The sequence below is a fragment of the Cellulomonas sp. McL0606 genome, assembly GCF_058248365.1.
On the sequence record NZ_CM177779.1, the window covers coordinates 4,025,533 to 4,044,061 of the forward strand.

General features: G+C 72.5%; 16 protein-coding genes, 3 pseudogenes and 1 riboswitch. Of the genes and pseudogenes, 10 read left to right on the forward strand and 9 right to left on the reverse strand.

Annotated elements, in window-relative coordinates; translation table 11 throughout:
• Positions 1 to 138 precede the first annotated feature (138 nt).
• The 3 genes and pseudogenes from hemC to hemL form a co-directional block, all read left to right on the forward strand.
• Positions 139 to 1,632 (forward strand): annotated as a pseudogene (gene hemC, locus AC38ZX_RS20635) (hydroxymethylbilane synthase); the annotation flags it as partial.
• A 252-nt stretch (positions 1,633 to 1,884) separates the two neighbouring features.
• Positions 1,885 to 2,820: a porphobilinogen synthase gene (gene hemB, locus AC38ZX_RS20640; RefSeq protein ID WP_491297511.1), complete on the forward strand. Its 936-nt coding sequence runs from the start codon at positions 1,885 to 1,887 to the stop codon at positions 2,818 to 2,820.
• Positions 2,820 to 4,163, forward strand: a complete 1,344-nt coding sequence (gene hemL, locus AC38ZX_RS20645) for a glutamate-1-semialdehyde 2,1-aminomutase (RefSeq protein ID WP_426593642.1) — start codon at positions 2,820 to 2,822, stop codon at positions 4,161 to 4,163. Before hemB ends, hemL begins: the two co-directional genes overlap by 1 nt.
• Positions 4,164 to 4,233: 70 nt before the next feature.
• Here the strand turns inward: hemL and AC38ZX_RS20650 are convergent.
• Positions 4,234 to 4,691 (reverse strand): annotated as a pseudogene (locus AC38ZX_RS20650) (RrF2 family transcriptional regulator).
• A gap of 93 nt (positions 4,692 to 4,784) precedes the next feature.
• Between AC38ZX_RS20650 and AC38ZX_RS20655 the strand changes: the two are divergent.
• The 4 genes and pseudogenes from AC38ZX_RS20655 to AC38ZX_RS20670 all read left to right on the forward strand — a co-directional run bounded on the left by AC38ZX_RS20655 (position 4,785) and on the right by AC38ZX_RS20670 (position 8,706).
• Positions 4,785 to 5,066, forward strand: coding sequence for a metal-sensitive transcriptional regulator (locus AC38ZX_RS20655; protein ID WP_028045683.1), 282 nt, complete (start codon positions 4,785 to 4,787; stop codon positions 5,064 to 5,066).
• Between the two features lie 42 nt (positions 5,067 to 5,108).
• Complete coding sequence (locus AC38ZX_RS20660) at positions 5,109 to 5,342, forward strand: heavy-metal-associated domain-containing protein (protein ID WP_491295730.1); 234 nt, start codon at positions 5,109 to 5,111, stop codon at positions 5,340 to 5,342.
• A 35-nt stretch (positions 5,343 to 5,377) separates the two neighbouring features.
• Complete coding sequence (locus AC38ZX_RS20665; protein ID WP_491297512.1) at positions 5,378 to 7,771, forward strand: heavy metal translocating P-type ATPase; 2,394 nt, start codon at positions 5,378 to 5,380, stop codon at positions 7,769 to 7,771.
• 172 nt (positions 7,772 to 7,943) lie between these two features.
• Positions 7,944 to 8,706, forward strand: a pseudogene (locus AC38ZX_RS20670) (CPBP family intramembrane glutamic endopeptidase).
• Between the two features lie 8 nt (positions 8,707 to 8,714).
• Here the strand turns inward: AC38ZX_RS20670 and AC38ZX_RS20675 are convergent.
• Positions 8,715 to 9,284 (reverse strand): HdeD family acid-resistance protein, encoded by a 570-nt coding sequence (locus tag AC38ZX_RS20675; protein ID WP_426593646.1) that lies wholly within the window; start codon positions 9,282 to 9,284, stop codon positions 8,715 to 8,717.
• Between the two features lie 169 nt (positions 9,285 to 9,453).
• Between AC38ZX_RS20675 and AC38ZX_RS20680 the strand changes: the two genes are divergently transcribed.
• Positions 9,454 to 11,109 carry a BUD32 family EKC/KEOPS complex subunit gene (locus tag AC38ZX_RS20680; RefSeq protein ID WP_491295731.1) on the forward strand — a complete coding sequence of 552 codons (1,656 nt, stop codon included), beginning with the start codon at positions 9,454 to 9,456 and terminating at the stop codon, positions 11,107 to 11,109.
• On the forward strand, positions 10,995 to 12,005 hold the full coding sequence (locus tag AC38ZX_RS20685; RefSeq protein ID WP_491295732.1) for a lysylphosphatidylglycerol synthase transmembrane domain-containing protein: 1,011 nt from the start codon (positions 10,995 to 10,997) through the stop codon (positions 12,003 to 12,005). Before AC38ZX_RS20680 ends, AC38ZX_RS20685 begins: the two co-directional genes overlap by 115 nt.
• Positions 12,006 to 12,085: 80 nt before the next feature.
• Here AC38ZX_RS20685 and AC38ZX_RS20690 read toward each other — a convergent pair whose 3' ends face one another.
• From AC38ZX_RS20690 to AC38ZX_RS20700, 3 genes are all read right to left on the reverse strand, one after another.
• Positions 12,086 to 12,469 carry an SHOCT domain-containing protein gene (locus AC38ZX_RS20690; RefSeq protein ID WP_426593648.1) on the reverse strand — a complete coding sequence of 128 codons (384 nt, stop codon included), beginning with the start codon at positions 12,467 to 12,469 and terminating at the stop codon, positions 12,086 to 12,088.
• Positions 12,470 to 12,645: 176 nt separating this feature from the next.
• Complete coding sequence (locus tag AC38ZX_RS20695) at positions 12,646 to 12,801, reverse strand: hypothetical protein (RefSeq protein ID WP_426593649.1); 156 nt, start codon at positions 12,799 to 12,801, stop codon at positions 12,646 to 12,648.
• A gap of 16 nt (positions 12,802 to 12,817) precedes the next feature.
• Positions 12,818 to 12,892, reverse strand: a riboswitch (cyclic di-GMP riboswitch).
• A 165-nt stretch (positions 12,893 to 13,057) separates the two neighbouring features.
• A complete protein-coding gene (locus tag AC38ZX_RS20700; protein WP_491295733.1) occupies positions 13,058 to 14,938 on the reverse strand; it encodes a cytochrome c biogenesis protein DipZ in 1,881 nt (626 codons plus the stop codon).
• Positions 14,939 to 15,114: 176 nt separating this feature from the next.
• On the opposite strand from AC38ZX_RS20700, the gene AC38ZX_RS20705 reads away from it, so the two are divergent.
• Entirely contained in the window at positions 15,115 to 15,789 is a 675-nt protein-coding gene (locus AC38ZX_RS20705) for a fasciclin domain-containing protein (RefSeq protein ID WP_426593651.1), read from the forward strand.
• Positions 15,790 to 15,978: 189 nt separating this feature from the next.
• Here AC38ZX_RS20705 and AC38ZX_RS20710 read toward each other — a convergent pair whose 3' ends face one another.
• From AC38ZX_RS20710 to AC38ZX_RS20725, 4 genes are all read right to left on the reverse strand, one after another.
• On the reverse strand, positions 15,979 to 16,788 hold the full coding sequence (locus tag AC38ZX_RS20710; protein ID WP_491295734.1) for an anti-sigma factor: 810 nt from the start codon (positions 16,786 to 16,788) through the stop codon (positions 15,979 to 15,981).
• The gene (gene sigK / locus AC38ZX_RS20715; protein ID WP_426593653.1) at positions 16,785 to 17,417 is read right to left on the reverse strand and encodes an ECF RNA polymerase sigma factor SigK; all 633 of its coding nucleotides are present in this window, start codon (positions 17,415 to 17,417) and stop codon (positions 16,785 to 16,787) included. Before sigK ends, AC38ZX_RS20710 begins: the two co-directional genes overlap by 4 nt.
• Before the next feature lie 190 nt (positions 17,418 to 17,607).
• Positions 17,608 to 17,814, reverse strand: a complete 207-nt coding sequence (locus AC38ZX_RS20720; RefSeq protein WP_426593654.1) for a hypothetical protein — start codon at positions 17,812 to 17,814, stop codon at positions 17,608 to 17,610.
• A gap of 1 nt (position 17,815) precedes the next feature.
• Entirely contained in the window at positions 17,816 to 18,490 is a 675-nt protein-coding gene (locus AC38ZX_RS20725; protein ID WP_491295736.1) for an ArsR/SmtB family transcription factor, read from the reverse strand.
• Between the last annotated feature and the right edge of the window lie 39 nt (positions 18,491 to 18,529).

Consider the following 18,529-nt stretch of genomic DNA (forward strand, 5'->3'; position numbering starts at 1 on the left):
TGACAACGCGTCGGCAACCGCTCCAAGAATGTCGCGGGTCACATTTTCGGCGCAATGATCTGACAATCTGTCACCACGGGTTTCCTCGGCCGACGGGGCGCTTCGACATCGCCTCCGCGGAGGGGGAGACTGGTCCGCATGGCTGTGCACGTGATCGTCGGGACCCGCGCCAGCGCGCTGGCGGTGACCCAGACCGGTCACGTCGCCGACGCCCTTGCGCGGCTGGGCGACCTGACCCTCGAGACCGTCCACGTCCGCACCGACGGCGACCGCCTGACGGGCTCGCTGTCCAGCCTCGGAGGCACCGGGGTCTTCGTCACCGCGCTGCGCGACGCGCTCCTCGACGGCCGCTGCGACGTGGCCGTGCACTCCCTCAAGGACCTGCCGACCGGCGACGCGCCGGGCCTGGTCATCGGAGCCATCCCGGTGCGTGAGGACCCCGCGGACGCCCTCTGCGCGCGCGACGGCCGCAAGCTCGCCGACCTCGCACCCGGCGCCCGCATCGGCACGGGGTCGCCGCGGCGGCGCGCCCAGCTGCTCGCCGTGCGCCCGGACCTGGACGTGGTCGACATCCGCGGGAACGTCGACACCCGGCTGAGGCGCATCACCGACGACCTCGACGCCGTCATCCTGGCGCGCGCCGGCCTGGCCCGGCTGGGGCGCCTGGACGCCGTGACCGAGGCGTTCGGGCCGGACGTCATGGCGCCGGCCCCGGGCCAGGGCGCGCTGGCCATCGAGGTCCGGTCGGACACGGCCGGACCCCTGGCCGACGCCCTGCGCGCGCTCGACCACCGACCGACCCGCCTGGCGGTCACCGCCGAGCGTGCGCTCCTCGAGCGGCTGGAGGCCGGCTGCGCGGCGCCGATCGGCGCCTGGGCGGCGCTCACCGGCACGAGCCTGCGCCTCGACGCCGTCGTCGCCCGACCGGACGGCTCCGCCACCCTGAGGCTCGGGTCGACGATCGAGGCGAGCACGCCCGACGATGCCCGGCGCCTCGGCGCCTCGCTCGCCGACGCTCCTGGCGCACGGTGCCGCCGAGCTGGCGGACCTGCGATGACCGCCCTGCCGCTCACCGGTTGGCGCGTGCTGGTCCCCCGACCCACCGCGGGGCGCAGCCCGGCCGTCGTCGCGCTCGCGGCCGCCGGGGCCGAGGCCGTGGTCGTCCCCCTGATCGAGACCGTGCCCCCCGAGGACCCGACGCCGCTGGCCGACGCCCTGCTCGCCCTCGAGGCCGGCTGGTACGAGTGGTTGGTGGTCTCCAGCGCCGCCGCCGTCCCGATCCTGGTCGAGCACGGGCTGCAGGCCCAGGGCGCCAAGGTCGCGGCCGTCGGGCCGGGCACCGCTCGCGCGCTGCGCGACGCCGACGTCCGCGTCGACCTCGTCCCGCTCAGCGAGTCGACCGCCCGCGCGCTCGTCGCGCAGTTCCCGGCCCCGGGCGGCACGGGGCGCATCCTGTTCCCCCGCGGCGACCTGGCCGCCCCCACGCTCGCCGACGGTCTGCGCGCCCGCGGCTGGCAGGTCGACGACGTCGTCGCCTACCGCACGGTCTCCGCCGAGGCGCCGAGCGCCGAGGTCCGCGAGGCGTGGGTCGACGGCACGATCCGCGGCGCGCTGCTCACCTCCGCGAGCACCGTCCGGGAGCTCGACACCCCTCGGGCCGCCGCCGACGAGCACGCTCCTGGTCGGCATCGGCCCGACCACCGCCGCCGAGGCCGCGCGCCTGGGTCTCCCGCTGGCGGGCGTGGCCACCGAGCAGACCATGACCGGGCTGGTCGACGCACTGGCCAGGGCGGCGAACACCGCGATGCCCGAACAGATCCCCAGCCCCGAGGAGGTCCCGTGAACCGACGCATCCGCCCCCGTCGGCTGCGAGCGACGGCGGCCATGCGCCGACTGACTGCCGAGACGCACCTGCACGCCTCCCAGCTCGTGCTCCCGGTGTTCGTCAAGGAGGGGCTGACCGAGCCGCACCCGATCGCGTCGATGCCCGGCGTGGTCCAGCACTCGCGCGACTCGCTGCGCAAGGCGGTCGCCGAGGCCGCCGGCGCGGGTCTGGGCGGCGTGATGCTCTTCGCGATCCCGACGATCAGGGACGCGGTCGGCTCCCAGGCCACCGACCCGTCCGGGATCCTCAACCTCGCCATCGCGGACACCGTCGCCGAGGTGGGCGACGCGCTCGTCGTGCAGGCGGACCTGTGCCTGGACGAGTTCACCGACCATGGGCACTGCGGCGTGCTGACCGTTTCGGGTCTGGTCGACAACGACGCGACCCTGGTCCGGTACGCCGAGATGGCCCTGGCGCAGGCCGCGGCGGGCGCTCACCTGGTCGGCCTGTCCGGGATGATGGACGGCCAGGTGGGCCACGTCCGGGACGCGCTCGACGCCGCGGGTCGCGACGACGTCGCCGTGCTGGCGTACGCGGCCAAGTACGCCTCCGCGTTCTACGGACCCTTCCGCGACGCCGTCGAGTCCCAGCTGGACGGGGACCGCCGGACGTACCAGATGGACCCGGCGAACCGTCGCGAAGCCGTGCGCGAGGTGGCCCTCGACATCGCCGAGGGGGCCGACGTCGTCATGGTCAAGCCCGCGCTGGCCTACCTCGACATCCTCGCCGACGTGGCCGCGACGAGCACCGTCCCGGTCGCGGCCTACCAGGTGTCGGGGGAGTACGCGATGATCGAGGCGGCCGCCGAACGGGGGTGGATCGAGCGCAGACGGGCGATCCTGGAGTCTGTGCTCAGCATCCGCCGCGCCGGTGCCGATCACGTGCTTACGTACTCTGCGACTGAGCTGGCCGGATGGCTGGCAGAGGAGATCTGATGTCTGCCCACGCCACCACCTCGGACCTGACGACGAGCGCTGCCGCCTTCGAGCGCGCGCAGGCCGTGATCCCCGGCGGGGTGAACTCGCCCGTGCGGGCGTTCGGCAACGTCGGCGGCACCCCGCGGTTCCTCGCGTCCGCCCACGGCGCCTATGTCACGGACGTCGACGGCAACGAGTACGTCGACCTCGTCGGCTCTTGGGGGCCCGCGCTCCTCGGGCACGCGCACCCGGCAGTGGTCGAGGCGGTCCGCGAGGCCGCCGGTCGCGGCCTCTCGTTCGGTGCACCCACGGTCACCGAGGTCGAGCTCGTCGACGAGATCCGGTTCCGGGTGCCTCCGGCCGAGAAGATCCGTCTGGTGTCCACGGGCACCGAGGCGACCATGACCGCGCTGCGGCTGGCCCGCGCGTTCACAGGTCGCGACCTGGTGGTCAAGTTCGCCGGCCACTACCACGGGCACGTCGACGCGCTGCTGGCCGCCGCCGGTTCCGGCGTCGCGACCCTCGGTCTGCCCGACTCCGCCGGCGTCTCCGCGGCGGTCGCCGCCGAGACGATCGTCCTGCCGTACAACGACGTGGCCGTGGTCGAGGCGGCGTTCGCCGAGCACGGCTCTCGGATCGCCGCCGTCATCACGGAGGCGTCGCCGGCCAACATGGGTGTCGTCCCGCCGATGCCCGGGTTCAACGCGGCGTTGCGCCGGCTGACCCACTCCCACGGCGCGCTGCTCATCCAGGACGAGGTGCTCACCGGCTTCCGCGTCGGGTACTCCGGCTGGTGGGGGCTCGAGGGTCTGCGCGAGGGCTGGTCCGCGGACCTCTACACGTTCGGCAAGGTCATCGGCGGCGGCCTGCCCGTCGCCGCGGTCGGTGGTCGGCGCGACGTCATGGCCCAGCTGGCGCCCGTCGGGCCCGTCTACCAGGCGGGCACCCTGTCCGGGAACCCGGTGGCCACGGCCGCCGGCCTGGCCACCCTGCGCCTGGCCGACAGCGGCGTGTACGAGCAGGTCGACGCCGTCGCCGTGAAGCTGCGCACCGAGCTCAACGCCGCGCTCGTCCGCGAGGGCCTGCCCCACACGATCCAGTGGGCCGGGAACCTGTTCAGCACGTTCTTCGGCGCCGACGCCGCCCGTCAGGGTGCCCGCGACTACACCGCCGTGCTGGCCACCGAGTCGTGGCGGTACGCGCCGTTCTTCCACTCGCTGCTGGAGGCGGGCGTCTACGCGCCGCCGTCCCCGTTCGAGGCCTGGTTCGTCTCCGCCGCCCACGACGACTCCGCGCTCGACCGCATCGTCAGCGCCCTGCCGGCCGCCGCCCACGCCGCCGCAACGGCCACCAAGCCGTAACGCTCGCGACGAGGCCAACGGCCTTGGTCGCGGCGTGCTCGCTCGGCCCCGCGTTGCGGTCGGTGAGCGGCTACGGGTTGAGCCAGGCGTCGTGGCGGGCGGCGAGGTCGTGGACCGCGGGCGGAGCTCGCCCGAGACCAGGCCGGCGAGCGTGACGCGGTCCAGGACGTCGCGGACGCTCACGCGCAGTGCGACCCACACCTCGAGCAGGGCCTGCGCCGAGCCGGCGTACTCGAGGGCGGTGGGGCGCTCGTCGCGGACCGTGACCAGCGGGCCGTCGACGGCGCGGATGATGTCGGCGAGCGTGATCTCGTCGGCCGGGCGGGCCAGCCGGTAGCCGCCGGAGCGTCCGCGGACCGAGGTCACCACGTCGCCGCGCCGCAGGTCGCCCAGGATCCGCTCGAGGAACGGCACCGGCAGCTGCTGCCCGGCGGCCAGGTCGTCGGCGCGGACCGGGGAGCCGTGCGGGGACGCCGCCAGCTCGGCGCACGCACGCACGGCATAGTCCGCCTTCGCTGAGACCCGCATGCCGATGATTGTGCCGGTTCCGGACCGGAGGAATACCCCCTAGGGGTATTGTGGTTGCACTGGACGAGCAACCTTCACCCTCTGGAGACCCCCGTGCACGGCTACACCGACGCCAAGGACGACTACCTCAAGCGCCTCCGACGCGTGGAAGGCCAGGTCCGCGGCATCGCGCGGATGGTCGACGAGGACGTGTACTGCATCGACGTGCTCACCCAGATCGCTGCCGTGACCAAGGCCCTGCAGGCCGTCTCGATCGGTCTGGTCGAGGATCACCTGGCGCACTGCGTCGTCGACGCCGCCCGGCAGTCCCCGGAGGAGGGCGCCGCCAAGGTCCGCGAGGCCTCCGACGCCATCGCGCGTCTCGTCCGTTCCTAAGACCCGCACGACCCGTCCGCCACCCCGGTAGGGAGCACCACCATGAGCACCACGACAACCTTCGGCGTCGACGGCATGACCTGCGGTCACTGCGTCTCCGCCGTCACCTCCGAGCTCTCGGCGCTGCCCGGCGTGCACGACGTGGTGGTCCAGCTGATCGTCGGCGGCTCGTCGACCGTCTCCGTCACCTCCGACACGCCGCTCGCCGACGACGCCGTCGCCCAGGCGGTCGTCGAGGCGGGGTACGTGCTGACGCCTCGGCGGTCCTTGCTGTGAGCAGCGAGAGGACGGTCGACCTCGCGATCGAGGGGATGACGTGCGCGTCCTGCGTCGCGCGGGTGGAGAAGAAGCTCAACCGCCTGTCGGGCGTCGAGGCCACGGTGAACCTGCCGCTGGAGTCCGCACACGTCCGCATCGACGAGGCCGGAAGCACGATCGACACCGACGCGCTGGTGGCGGCCGTCCGCTCGGCGGGCTACGACGCGACGGTCACCCGTACCTCGACGCCGGCGGGCCCGCGAACCGCTCCGGCCGGTCCCGAGGTGCCCGGCCACGACCTGGCGGACCACAGCATGTCCGGGCACGGCATGTCGGGCCACGGCCACCAGATGGACGCGTTCGAGCACGCCCTCTCGGGTCACTCGATGGCGCCCGGCCACGACATGGACCCCGACGACGACACGTCCGCACCCACCGACGCGCGCGGCGCGGACCTCCGGCGGCGGCTCCGCGTGGCCGCCGTCCTGAGCGTCCCGGTGCTCCTGCTGTCGATGATCCCGGCGTGGCAGTTCACCGGCTGGCAGTGGGTCGTCGCGGCCCTCGCCCTGCCGGTCGCCACCTGGGCCGCCTGGCCGTTCCACCGGGCCGCCGCGCGGGCTGCACGCCACGGCGCGTCCACCATGGACACGCTCGTCTCGATCGGCATCGTCGCCGCGACCGGCTGGTCGCTCTGGGCGCTCCTGTTCGGAGGTGCCGGCGAGCTGGGCATGACCATGAGGCCGTCGCTGTGGCCGGCCGCGGACCACACCACCACCGAGCTCTACTTCGAGGTCGGGGCCGTGGTCACCACGTTCCTGCTGGCCGGTCGCTATGCCGAGCACCGCTCGCGCCGTCGCGCCGGCGACGCCCTGCGCACACTGCTCGACCTCGGCGCCAAGGACGTGGCCCTCCTCGAGAACGGCACCGAGCGGCGCGTCCCCGTCGCGCAGCTCGTGGCGGGCAGCGAGTTCGTCGTCCGCCCCGGCGAGAAGGTCGCCACCGACGGCGTCGTGGTCCGCGGCACGTCCGCCTTGGACGCGAGCCTGCTCACGGGCGAGCCCGTCCCCGTCGACGTCGGCCCCGGCGACGAGGTGACCGGCGCGACGATCAACACGTCGGGTGCGCTCGTGGTGCGGGCCACGCGCGTGGGCGAGGAGACCCGGCTCGCGCAGATCGGCCGCCTGGTCGCCGCCGCGCAGACCGGCAAGGCACCCGTGCAGCGGCTGGCCGACCGCATCTCCGCCGTGTTCGTCCCCGTAGTCCTGGTGCTGTCGGCGGCGACGCTGGCCGTCTGGCTGCTCAGCGGGTCCTCGACGCAGGCCGCCTTCACGGCGGCGGTCGCCGTCCTGATCATCGCGTGCCCGTGCGCCCTCGGTCTCGCGACGCCGACCGCGCTGCTGGTCGGCACCGGGCGCGGCGCCCAGCTCGGGATCCTCATCAAGGGTCCGGAAGTGCTCGAGCAGACGCGCGCCGTCGACACCGTCGTCCTCGACAAGACCGGCACCGTCACCCAGGGCAGCATGGCGCTCGTCGAGGTCCTCGGCGGCGACGACGTGCTCCGCCTCGCGGCCGCGGTCGAACAGCTGGCCGAGCACCCGATCGGCCGTGCGATCGCAAGCGCCGTGGAGAGGCGGACCGGCGACACCGGCGCCGACGGCGTCGTCATCGGCGCCGACCAGGTGCACGACTTCCGCGCGGATGCCGGTCTCGGCGTCGCCGGCGTGGTCCGGACCGCGCACGCGGGTGTCGGGCTGGGTCGGCGCGTCCTCGTCGGGAAGCCGGCGTGGCTGTCCCAGCAGGGTGTTCCGACGACGGACTGGCTGCCGGAGTTCGAGGCCGCGGAGGCGGACGGCGCCACCGCGGTGATGGTCGCCTGGGACGGCAGCGCGCGAGGCGTGCTGGTGCTCCGGGACCCGGTGAAGCCGACGTCCGCGCAGGCCGTCGCCGAGCTCCGGGCGCTGGGCCTGCGACCCGTCCTGCTCACGGGTGACGGCCGCGGCGCGGCGCTCGCGGCTGCCCGGGCCGTCGGCATCGCCGAGGCCGACGTCCACGCGCAGGTGCTCCCGGCCGACAAGGTCTCCGTGGTGGCCACGCTGCAGGCGCAGGGCGCCCGCGTCGCGATGGTCGGCGACGGGGTCAACGACGCCGCCGCCCTGGCCACCGCGGACCTCGGCCTGGCCATGGGTACGGGTACCGACGTGGCGATCGAGGCCGCGGACGTCACCCTCGTGCGCGGTGACCTGCGCGCGGCGGGCGACGCGATCCGGCTGTCGCGCCGGACCCTGCGGGTGATCAGGCAGAACCTGTTCTGGGCCTTCGCGTACAACGTCGCGGCGATCCCGCTGGCGGCGTTCGGGTTGCTGAACCCGATGATCGCCGGCGCGGCGATGGCGTTCTCGTCCGTGCTCGTCGTCGGCAACTCTCTGCGGCTGCGCACGTTCGCGTAACAACCGCCGTTCAGCGGGCGTCCAGCCAACCCTCAGCGGGCGCCCCTACGCTCGCACCATGACAGCGCCGTTGACGCCTCCCGCGGGGCCGCCTCCTGTCCCCCGCGAGGTGGACCGTGCCGAGGATGCTGACGCCCTCGGCACGGCCCTCGTCACGACGCCGCCGATCAGCATGAAGGCCTACCGCCGGCGCATCACCACGGAGATCTGGATCGTCCTCGGGCTCTCGCTCGGCCGCTCGGGGATCTACGCGGTGGTCAACATCATCGACCGTCTCACCGCGGGCCCACCGCTCGGGGACCAGACGACGACGCTGAACCCCAGCCAGTCCCCGCGTCCGTGGCTGGACCTGACGTACCAGCTGCTGCAGATCGGCTTCGCGCTGATCCCGGTTGCGCTCGCCCTGTACCTGCTCTCCGCCAACGGACGCTCGGCGGTCCGCCGGATCGGCCTGACGTTCACGCGACCGTGGCGGGACCTGGGCGTCGGCGTGGCGCTGGCCGCCTGCATCGGCATCCCCGGCCTGGCGCTCTACGCGGGCGCCCGGGCGCTCGGGCTCGCCGTCGACGTGCAGGCGTCCGGCCTGAGCTCCAACTGGTGGACCATCCCGGTGCTCCTCTTCGCGGCGATCCAGAACGCGCTGCTGGAGGAGGTGATCGTCGTCGGCTACCTCATGGAGCGGCTGGGCGAGCTTCCGCTGGAAGGTGCCCATGGTCATCGCGGCGAGCGCCCTGCTGCGCGGCTCGTACCACCTGTACCAGGGGTTCGGCGGGTTCGTCGGCAACGCGATCATGGGCGTGCTGTTCGCCTTCTACTACTCACGCAGGCGCCGGGTCATGCCGCTGGTCGCCGCGCACACGATCATGGACATGGTCGTGTTCGTCGGCTACTCGCTGATCCCCGCCGCCTGGCTGACGGCCCTGCACTTCTCGTAGACCCTCAGCTAGACGCGCCCTGCTTGGCTCTGCTTGGCCTGACCTTTCGCCGCGAAGCCGCCGACGACGAGCAGGACTCCCGCGACGAACGCGAACAGGCCGAGGACCACGACGACGACCTTGACGGACGTCTGGGGGTGCGTGATCAGCAGCAGGCCGATCAGGAACGAGACCAGCCCCGACGCGAGCAGCCACATCCATGCGGCGTCCTTGGCGCGGAACCGGACGATCGACCCGATGATCTGCAGGATGCCGACCAGCAGAACCCAGATCGCGATCATCCAGAAGATGAACTTGGCGGTCCCGTTGGTGAAGATCACCGCGACCAGACCGATCACCAGACTGACCAGACCGGAGAGCAGCCACCATCCCGCGCCGGACTCCTTGCGCTGCGTGAACCACTCGGCGAGCGCGACGACGCCGTCGATGATCGCGAAGATGCCGAAGATCCAGACGAGCGCGGTCACGGACCACAACGGGTTGGCCAGCATGAACCCACCCATGACCAACAGGAACACCCCGCGCAGGACGGGCACCCACCACACGCGCTGGATCTCAGCGGCGGAGCTGACGGTCATCGTGGCCTCCATTCGGCGCGACGGCGCACGCGCGCCGGTTCGTGCGCCACGCTAGTGGACAGACCGCCACAACACCGGCAGCCGGCGGCGGCGCGTGTGCGCAGGACCACCCCGCGAGGCAGGCCACAACAACGGGGAGTTGACGGCCTGGGCTCCTAGACTCGCCCCTATGCCCGCGACGCCGTCCGCCAGTCGCGCGGCGGCCGACGACGTCGCCGCTGCGGCAGCCGTCGTCGCACCGCCGGCTGCCGCTCCTGCCGACGACGTCCGGGCGCCGATCGAGATCGTCGACATCCCGAGCGCGCGCGTGCACCACCCGAGCGACCTGCTCAGCATGATCCTGTCGTTGCTCGGGGTGGTGCTGGTCCTGGCGCTGGCGACGTACGCCCACAACACGACGACCGGCGTGGCCGAGGACGTCCAGGGCTTCGCCTCGCTGCTGTCCGAGATCCTGTTCGTCCCCGTGCAGGTGCTCGAGGGCTTCGTCACCCTCGTCGTCCCGTTGGCGGTCATCACGGAGCTGGCCATCCGGCGGCTGGGGCGCCAGCTGCTCGAGGGGCTGCTCGCGGCGCTGGCCGCGGTGCTGCTCAACGAGGTCGTCCGGTACGTCATCGAGAACTTCGCGTCCACCGAGTTCTCGGTCGGGCTGTCCATCCGGACCGAGGGCGAGTGGGTCGTCACGCTCCCCGGCTACGTCGCCCTGCTCGTCGGTCTGCTGACCGTCGTCGGACCTCGCTCTCGTCGCCGGACCGTGAAGTGGTCGTGGAACCTGCTCTGGGTCGCGGCAGGCGTCCTGCTCATCACGGCCGGGGTCTCGCTGCCGGGCCTGATGGTCTCGTTCCTCATCGGCCGCGTCGCCGGGCTGGGCGTGCGGTACCTCTCCGGGGTCCGGTCGGAACGCGCCTACGCCGAGAGCCTGGTCGGGGGCGTCCGCCGCGCGGGGTTCGAGCCCGTGCGCATCGTGCGCGTCGCCGACCCGACCACCGACGCCGAGGCTGCCGACTCCAAGGTGCCCGTACCGGCCCTGGGCACCGACCCCGCCGCGCAGGCCCTCACCCGGTCGACGCGCGACCGGGTCTACGCCCTCACGACGGAAGCCGGCGACGACCTCGACCTCGTCGTCATCGACGGGGACCGCCAGGTGGTCGGCATGCTCACGCGGCTGTGGCGGACCCTGCGGATGCGCGGCATCGAGGGACGTTCGGTGGTCTCGCTGAGGCAGGCGGCCGAACGAGCGGCGCTCCTGGCCTACGCGGCACGAGCCGCCGGCGTCCGCACCCCGAAGCTGCTGAGCCTCGCCGAGGCCGAGGACTCGATGCTGCTGGTGCAGGAACGACCTGGGCACGCCGTCCCGCTGGCGTCGTTGGAGGCCGACCAGTTCACCGACGACCTGCTCGCGGAGATCTGGGCGCAGCTGCGCCTCGCGCACGAGGCGGGGATCGCGCACCGCGCGCTGACCAGCGACGTCATCCTTGTCGAGGACGTGGTCGGCAGACCCGTCGTGTGGATCACGTCCTGGGGCTGGGCGACGTGGCGTCCTCCGAGCTGGCCCGCCGCATGGACGTCACCCAGCTCGTCGCCCTCCTCGCCCTGCGCGTCGGTGCAGCGCGCGCCGTGGGCTCGGCCGTCGACGTGCTGCCCGACCACGACATCGGCGCCATCGGGCCGTTGCTGCAGACGATCTCGCTGCCGCGGCTCACCCGTGACGAGATGCGTGCGCACAAGCAGGTGCTCACCGAGCTGCGGTCGGCCCTCGTCGCGCGGCTGCCCGAGGCCGACGTCGCGCCGCAGCAGCTGGTCCGGTTCGGCGCGCGGACGGTGCTGACCGTCGTCGTGCCGATCGTCGCCATCTTGTTCGTCGTCACGTCGATCAACATCCACGAGATCTCGTCGGCCCTCGGTCAGAGCGACTGGCGCTGGACCGCGCTGGCGTTCGCCCTCGGACTGCTCACGCTCGTCGGCGCCGCACTGGCGTTCGTCGCGTTCTCACCCGTCAAGCTCCGGCTCTGGACGACGATCCTCGTGCAGACCGCCGCCGCATTCGTCGCGCTGGCGGCACCCGCCGGCCTGGGGCCCGCGGCCCTGAACCTGCGGATGCTGACCAAGCGCGGCGTCACGGCCACCCTGTCCGCTGCGACGGTCGCGCTCGTGCAGGTCAGTCAGCTGATCGTGACCCTCGGGCTGCTGATCGTGCTCACGCTCGCGTCCGGCAACAAGGAGTCCGCACTCCCGATCTCGCCGGCGGTGCTCATCGTCATCGGCATCATCGCGGCCCTCGTGGCGGCCTCGCTGCTGATCCCACGTGTCCGGCAATGGGTGCTGGCCAAGACGCTGCCCACGCTGCGCCAGACGTGGCCCCGGCTCATCGAGGTCGTCGGCCAGCCCTGGCGCCTGGTCCTGGCGCTCGCCGGCAACCTGCTCATGACGCTCGGCTTCATCTTCGCGTTCTACGCCTCGATGCAGGCCTTCGGGCAGCACGCGTCGCTCATCCAGGTCGCGCTGGTCTACCTGGCCGGCAACACGGCCGGCGCGCTGATCCCGACGCCCGGCGGCATGGGCACCATCGAGCTGGCGCTCGCCGGCACGCTCGCCAGCGTGACCGGCATCAACGCCGGTGTCGCCACGTCGATCGCGGTGGTCTTCCGCGTGGTGACGTACTGGCTGCGCATCCCCATCGGCTGGGTGGCCATGCAGTACCTGCAGAAGAAGGGCGAGCTCTGAGCCGTCGCTCGTGAGCCCGGACAGACCTCCGGGCCGGCACCCACGTGGGGTACCGGCCCGGAGTCTCGTTCAGCTGCGGGTCAGGCGAGCGCCTTGGCCTTCAGCGTGTCGAACTCGGCCTGCGAGATCGTGCCCGAGTCCAGCAGCGCCTTGGCGTCGGCGATGTGGTCGGCGGGCGACTTGCCCGAGCCGGCGACCTCGCGGATGTAGGAGTCCGTGTTGGCCTGCGCCGCCTGGACCGCCCTGCCCTGGCGCTCGGCCATGCCGGTGCCACGTGCGATCAGGTAGATCAGCGCGGTGAGGAACGGAGCCACGATCAGGAAGATGATCCAGACCGCCTTCCACCAGCCGCTGAGCTTGTGGTCGCGGAACAGGTCTCCGATGATCTGGAAAAGGATCATCAGGTAGACGACGAACAGGAACCACCAGATCAGCAGCCAGAACCACTGCGAAAAGCTGTTCATGCGACCCTCTCTCCACCTGGGCCCGCCCCGAGTGACCGGCCCGCTGCGCTGAGGCTAACCGACAATGCACAGAATCTGCACGAGGTGCCCCAAACGGGCGCATGAGACATGGGCAGACACGACAAGACCCCCGGTCGATGACCGGAGGTCTTGGCTGTTGCCGAGCCGGGAAGGGCTCAGGCGGCGGCGTGCTCGCGCTGCGCCGGGATCAGCTCGATCGCCTTGCCGCGAGCGGCGAGACCGGCCCACGCCTGGAGACGTGTGACGGGAAACGCACCCGTGACCGGGATCGGTGCCTCGGACGGGTCGACTGAGTACCCACGCTGGTCCATGTGGCTGTCCTGTCTGTTCGGTAGCCCGGCTGACCGTGTAGGTCCCGTGGCTTTGCGTCCCCTCCTTGCGGAGGGTTTGCCGTTTCGCTGACAAGTGCGACATTAGACGACAGGTGTCTGTGACGGAAGTGATCGGTCCCGCTCAACTCCGGACGACCGTCCATTTCACCCGGTTGGCGGTATCTGAGCGGTTGCTGAGACCTCGTTATGCGTTCACCCGGTGCAATCCCGGCGGTCAACTCGGTCAGAGAGCACCTCAGCCGAAGGTGAGCGAGTACAGCTGCACACCTTCCGGCACATGCAGCTCGAGCGTGCCGTCCACCGCATTCGTGCCGCTGACCAGCGGATATGCCCGTGGCGTCCCGGTGACATTGACGACGAGATCGGCGGTAGCCGCTCCATTTGTGTGCGGAATCCGTACCTTTACGGCGCCAACTCCACCGATGACCGCCTGCACCACGGACGCGTGGTACTTCAGCCGGACCACTGCGTCGGGCCCGGCCGTCGCGCCTTGATAGTCGGTTGTCCATGTGCCGCCGAGTGCAATTGTGTTTGTTTCCTGGTTCGCGGGAAGCGTGTAGGTCGCCGTGCCTTCCCGGTAGTCGCCCGCCACGTTGCTGTGCTTGCCGATCGACAGGAACGTCTCGGGCGTCAGGCTGCCGGTCGGCGTCGTGTCCTGGACCTGGGTAGAGGCCGGCAGCCGGACATCCGGGTTCGCCCGGGTGAGCAGGGTGCGGATCAGCGTCTCGGTCGCCGCGTAGCCGCCCTCGCCCTGCGACACCTGACGGATCGTGCCGGACGCGTCGATCAGGTAGTGCGCCGGCCAGAAGCGGTTCCGATAGGCGGTCCACGTGGCGTAGGAGTTGTCCTGGGCGACCGGGTAGGTGATGCCCAGCCTCTTGGCCCCGTCGACGACGTTGCGGGTCTCGTGCTCGAACGCGTACTCGGGCGTGTGCACCCCGATGACCACCAGACCCGCGTCGCGGTACGCCTTGTCCCACGCGGTCACGTGCGGGATCGAGCGCTGACAGTTGATGCACGAGTACGCCCAGAAGTCGACCAGCACGACCTTCCCCTTCAGGCTCGCGAGATCGATCGGCGCGCCGTCGGGTGTGTTCAGCCACGTGTCGATGCCGCGGATCGCCGGGGCCGTGCCGCAGTCCTCGAGCGCCGTCGAGTCGTTGGTGCAGTCGGCGATCTTCGCGTTCTCGGCCGTCACCAGTCCCCCCAGGTCGAGCTGTCGCTGGACCGTCTCGTTCGAGGCGACCTTCGACTGCAGCGCGTCGGTGTACCCGGGCAGCGCCCGCTGGATCGCGTCCGTCACGTTGAAGGCGAGCGCGAGTGCGAGAGCGATCATCAGCGCACCCCCCGCCGCACGGATCGCCCTCTGGTGGGTACGGAACGCCGCGATCCGTTCGGCCACCCGACGACCAGCCAGCGCCAGGACCAGCAGCGGGATCGCCGCTCCGAGCGCGAAGGTCACCGTCAGGACGATCGTGCCCACGCCGACCGTCCCGGTCGCGCCCGCCACGGTGATCGCCGCCAGCACCGGGCCCGCGCACGGGACGTAGACCGCGCCGAGGCCGAGACCGAGAACGAACCCGCCGCGCCCCTTGCCCGGCACCCGGTTCGGGGTGAGCCGGGCGAACGGCCGCTCGAGCAGCTCCTCGAACCGCGGGACCAGCAGGCCGAGACCCAGCAGGCCGAGCACGACGATGCCCGCCCACCGCAGCAGGTCCTGCGGAAGCCCGAGCAGGTTGAGCACGACCGTCCCGACGAGGGTCACCAGCGTGAAGCTGGTGACCAGCCCGGCGATCACCAGGTACGGCCGACGCGCGGCCGCGCGGTCGGCCTGGGCGCCGGCCTCGGACCGGTCCAGCACGGCGACCGGGCTCTCCGGCGCGGCGCCGGCGCTCGTCGCTGACGCCGGCGACGTGCGCGTGAGGAACGAGGGCTGTGGCATCGCACCCACGACCATGCCGCGCGGCGCTGCGCGGTTCGCGACGGCGGGGCGGTCCCGGGCCGCCTCGACGCCCCCGGCGAAGAACACCACCGGGAGCACGGGCAGGATGCAGGGCGAGATGCCGGTGATGAGGCCACCGACGAGGCCGATGAGCGCGAGCGTGAGCAGGTCCATGGCCTGGGTTCGCCACGGCGACCCCCGTGGATGGGTGGCGGCAGACAGGGCCGCTCGCGTCGTCGGAAAACTGCCGACGATCCGGACCCATCCGGCTGCCCGACCGCGCCGAACCCCCGAGCGACAAGGGGACGACCGGGCCACCGCCCGGCCCACGACCATCAGGGAGAGTCACCATGCGCACCTCGAACCGCACACGCATCGCCGCCGTCCTTCTCGCCGGCGTCACAGGCCTCGCGCTCACGGCCTGCTCGTCGAACAACGACACGGCGGGGTCCTCGTCGAACGACTCCGCGATGGCGATGCCGTCCGACACACCCTCCGCCATGGCCGGCGACGCGATGACGGCCGACCCCGCCGCCGACCTCGTCGGCCCCGGCTGTGCCGGCTACGCCGCGCAGGTTCCGACCGGGCCGGGGTCCGTCACCGGCATGTCGACCGACCCGGTCGCCGTGGCTGCGTCGAACAACCCGCTGCTGACCACGCTCACCGCGGCGGTGTCCGGCAAGCTCAACCCGGACGTCAACCTGGTCGACACGCTGGACGGGAGCGAGTTCACCGTCTTCGCACCGGTCGACGACGCGTTCGGCAAGATCGACGCCGCGACGATCGACTCGCTCAAGACCGACTCCGCCACGCTCACGAAGATCCTGACCTACCACGTGGTGCCCGGGCAGCTCTCGCCGGACAAGGTCGACGGCACCCAGACCACGGTCGAGGGCGGCACGGTCGACGTCGAGGGCACGGGTGACGCCATGACCGTGAACGGCGCCAAGGTCATCTGCGGCGGCGTCCACACCGCCAATGCGACCGTGTACCTCATCGACACGGTGCTCATGCCGACGATGTGAGCGCCCCGCACTCCCGGTCTCTCCCCTGACGACCGGTGGGCACGACACCCCCTGCGCTGGGTACGGCGCGGGGGGTGTCGTCGTGCCAGGGCAAGACCCACCTGTCTGGTCTCCGCAGCGCCCGCGAGAACGGCACCGTGAACCGCCGGTGTCGAGGCGAGCTGCCGATCTCGTCGTGCCGGGCCGGAGTCAGGTGGCGGACATGACCAGGACCGGCGGCGTCGTCGGTTGGGCCGAGCCGCCGGTGGGTTCGACCGTGACCGCGAGGGAGTCGCCCGAGGCGAAGTCGTCGGTGAGGGCTCGGGCGCTGCCGCCGCTGTCGGCCAGGATGCCGGCGGACGTCGCGGCGCCGCCGCTGACCACCCACAGCTGGTAGACGTGCCCCGCGCCGGGATCCGGCATGTCCGAGGCGCTGATCAGGGCCTGCGAGTCGGTCATGACCGCCGTCGCCGTGCCACCGCCGGGCATCGTCCCGTGCACGACGACCGCCGACGGGTCGGTCAGCAGGTCGGCGAGCGCCTGCTGCTGCTGCTCCGCGTGGTCCGCCCGCTGCGCCTGCTGGACGGCGAGCGCCGTCGGGATCGCCGCCCCGATCACCACGGCCGCCGCGATCGCGAGCCACCGGGCCTTCGGACGTCGGCGTGAGGACAGGTCGGTGACCTGCGCGGGTCCGGGTTCCGACGAGGCGGCGGCGGCTCGAGCGGGCGGCGAGCCGACCGCATGACGGGGCCCGGCGAGCGGCCCGGCCTGCGCCGTCCCGGCGACCTGGGCGAGGACCGAGGCACGCAGGGTCGCGGGCGGATCGGCAGCGACGGCGTCGCCGAGGGTCGCCGCCACCTCGAGCAGCGACGCCAGCTCGCGAGCCGCGGCCGGGTCGGTCGCGACGAGTGCCTCGACCGAGGCTCGCTCGTCCGCGTCGACGGCGTCCAGCGCGTAGGCGCCGAGCAGCGAGCGGGCATCGTCGGCGGCCCGCTCGTCCTGAGGGCGGGACTCGTTCATGCGCTCACCCCCAGGCAGTCGCGCAGGCGGAGCAACCCGTCCCGGATCCGCGACTTCACGGTGGGCAGGGGCGCGGACAGCTCGTCGGCCACCTCACGGTAGGTGCGGCTGCCGTAGTAGGCGAGCACCACGGCCTCGCGCTGGGTGGAGGTCAGCGTGCCGAGGCAGTCCCGGACGCGGGTCTGCTCGAGGGCGGACTCGACCTCGTCGGCGACCACGTCGAACGGACGCTCGGCGCTCAGGTCGAGGTCGCGCTGGTCGCGGTCGCGCTGCGACTGGACGGAGCGGACGCGGTCCACGGCCCGACGGTGCGCGAGAGTGAGCGCCCAGGTGCGCGCCGACCCGCGGCCGGCGTCGTACCGCGGAGCCTGCCGCCAGACCTCGACCCAGACCTCCTGGGCGACCTCGGCGGCGTGGTCGGGGTCGCGCAGGACCCCCAGGCAGGTGCCGAAGACGCTGCGGCCGAGGGCGTCGTAGAGGGCCGCGAACGCGGTGTCGTCGCCGGCCGCGACCGCAGCGAGCAGCGCTTCCGCGGTCGCGGGACGGTCCTCGAGAAGCCGGGGGACGGGACCCCGTCCGGGCGCGACGGGGTCAGCGGCGGGACCGGGAGGTCTCGAGGCTGGCTCCACGCGGGCCAGTGTGCCCCACCGTGCGGTCGCTCGCTCTGCGGCGGGCGCGCGGTCCGCCGCCGAGGGAGCGGACGCGGCCACGAGCAGGACGAGGGACATGGGAAGCCGTTGCACCGGACGTCGAAGGGATCTGTCGCTGGTTGTTCGGCGCCGAGGTCGGGCCGGATGGCCCGCTCGCGGGTGAAAGCGGTCAGAATCCTGCGCCTGCGCGCGTGGAGAACGCCGCGTCGCGATGAGTCTCCCGGCGGCGCTCGGCGGCGACGAGTTCGGTCCGGGCCCAGTGGGGGCGGTCCGCTGCGGGCGGGCGCACCCGGCGCAGGCGGTCTCGGCCGGCGCCGAGGGCGAGTCGGGGGATCGGGATGCGCACCGTGCGCACGTCGTACGTCAGCGCGACCATGTCACGCCTCCTCGGAAGAGTTCGGATCCTGCTGCTGGGGGGCGTCGGACGCCTCCGGACCGGGTGTTTCAGAGAACGCGGGATCGGGGTGGCTGGTGGTGAGCCAGCGCATGAGTCGGGCGCCGGCCGGACGGGCCGACGCGTCGATCGATCGGGCCAGGAACGGTTCGATGAGGGCGGAGACCGCGTCGTTGAGCTCTGCCGCCTCGTCGGGTGTCGCCCAGAACGACTCCCGGTTCATCGCGAGCGCGGCGCGCTGACCTGCGAGCTCGTCAGCACGGTCCGCGCGCGTTCGCAGCGCCTGGACGAACCGGTCGACCTCCTGCCGGACCGCGATCTCCGCGAGCTCGGCGATCGCGTGGACCGAGCCCGGGACCGACTCGTCAGGCGTGAACATCTCGCGCCGCTCTGCACGCCGCCACGGCCGCTCGCGACCGCGGCGCTCAGCCGGCTCGATGAACCCGTAGCGCGCGAGCACCCGTAGGTGGAACGAGCAGTTGGCGACGGTCTCGCCCGTGTGCTGGGCGCACTGCGTGGCGGTGGCCTCCCCGACGTCGTCGAGGTAGTCGAGCAGCGTCAGCCGCAGCGGGTGGGCGAGCGCGCGGATTCGGTCCGGGTCGCTGGTCCGCTCCGCACCCGCGAAGGGGTGGGATCCGGTGGTGTCGTCCGCGCTCATGCCGTCACCCTAGAACGCGCAACAACTCTTGCGCAACAC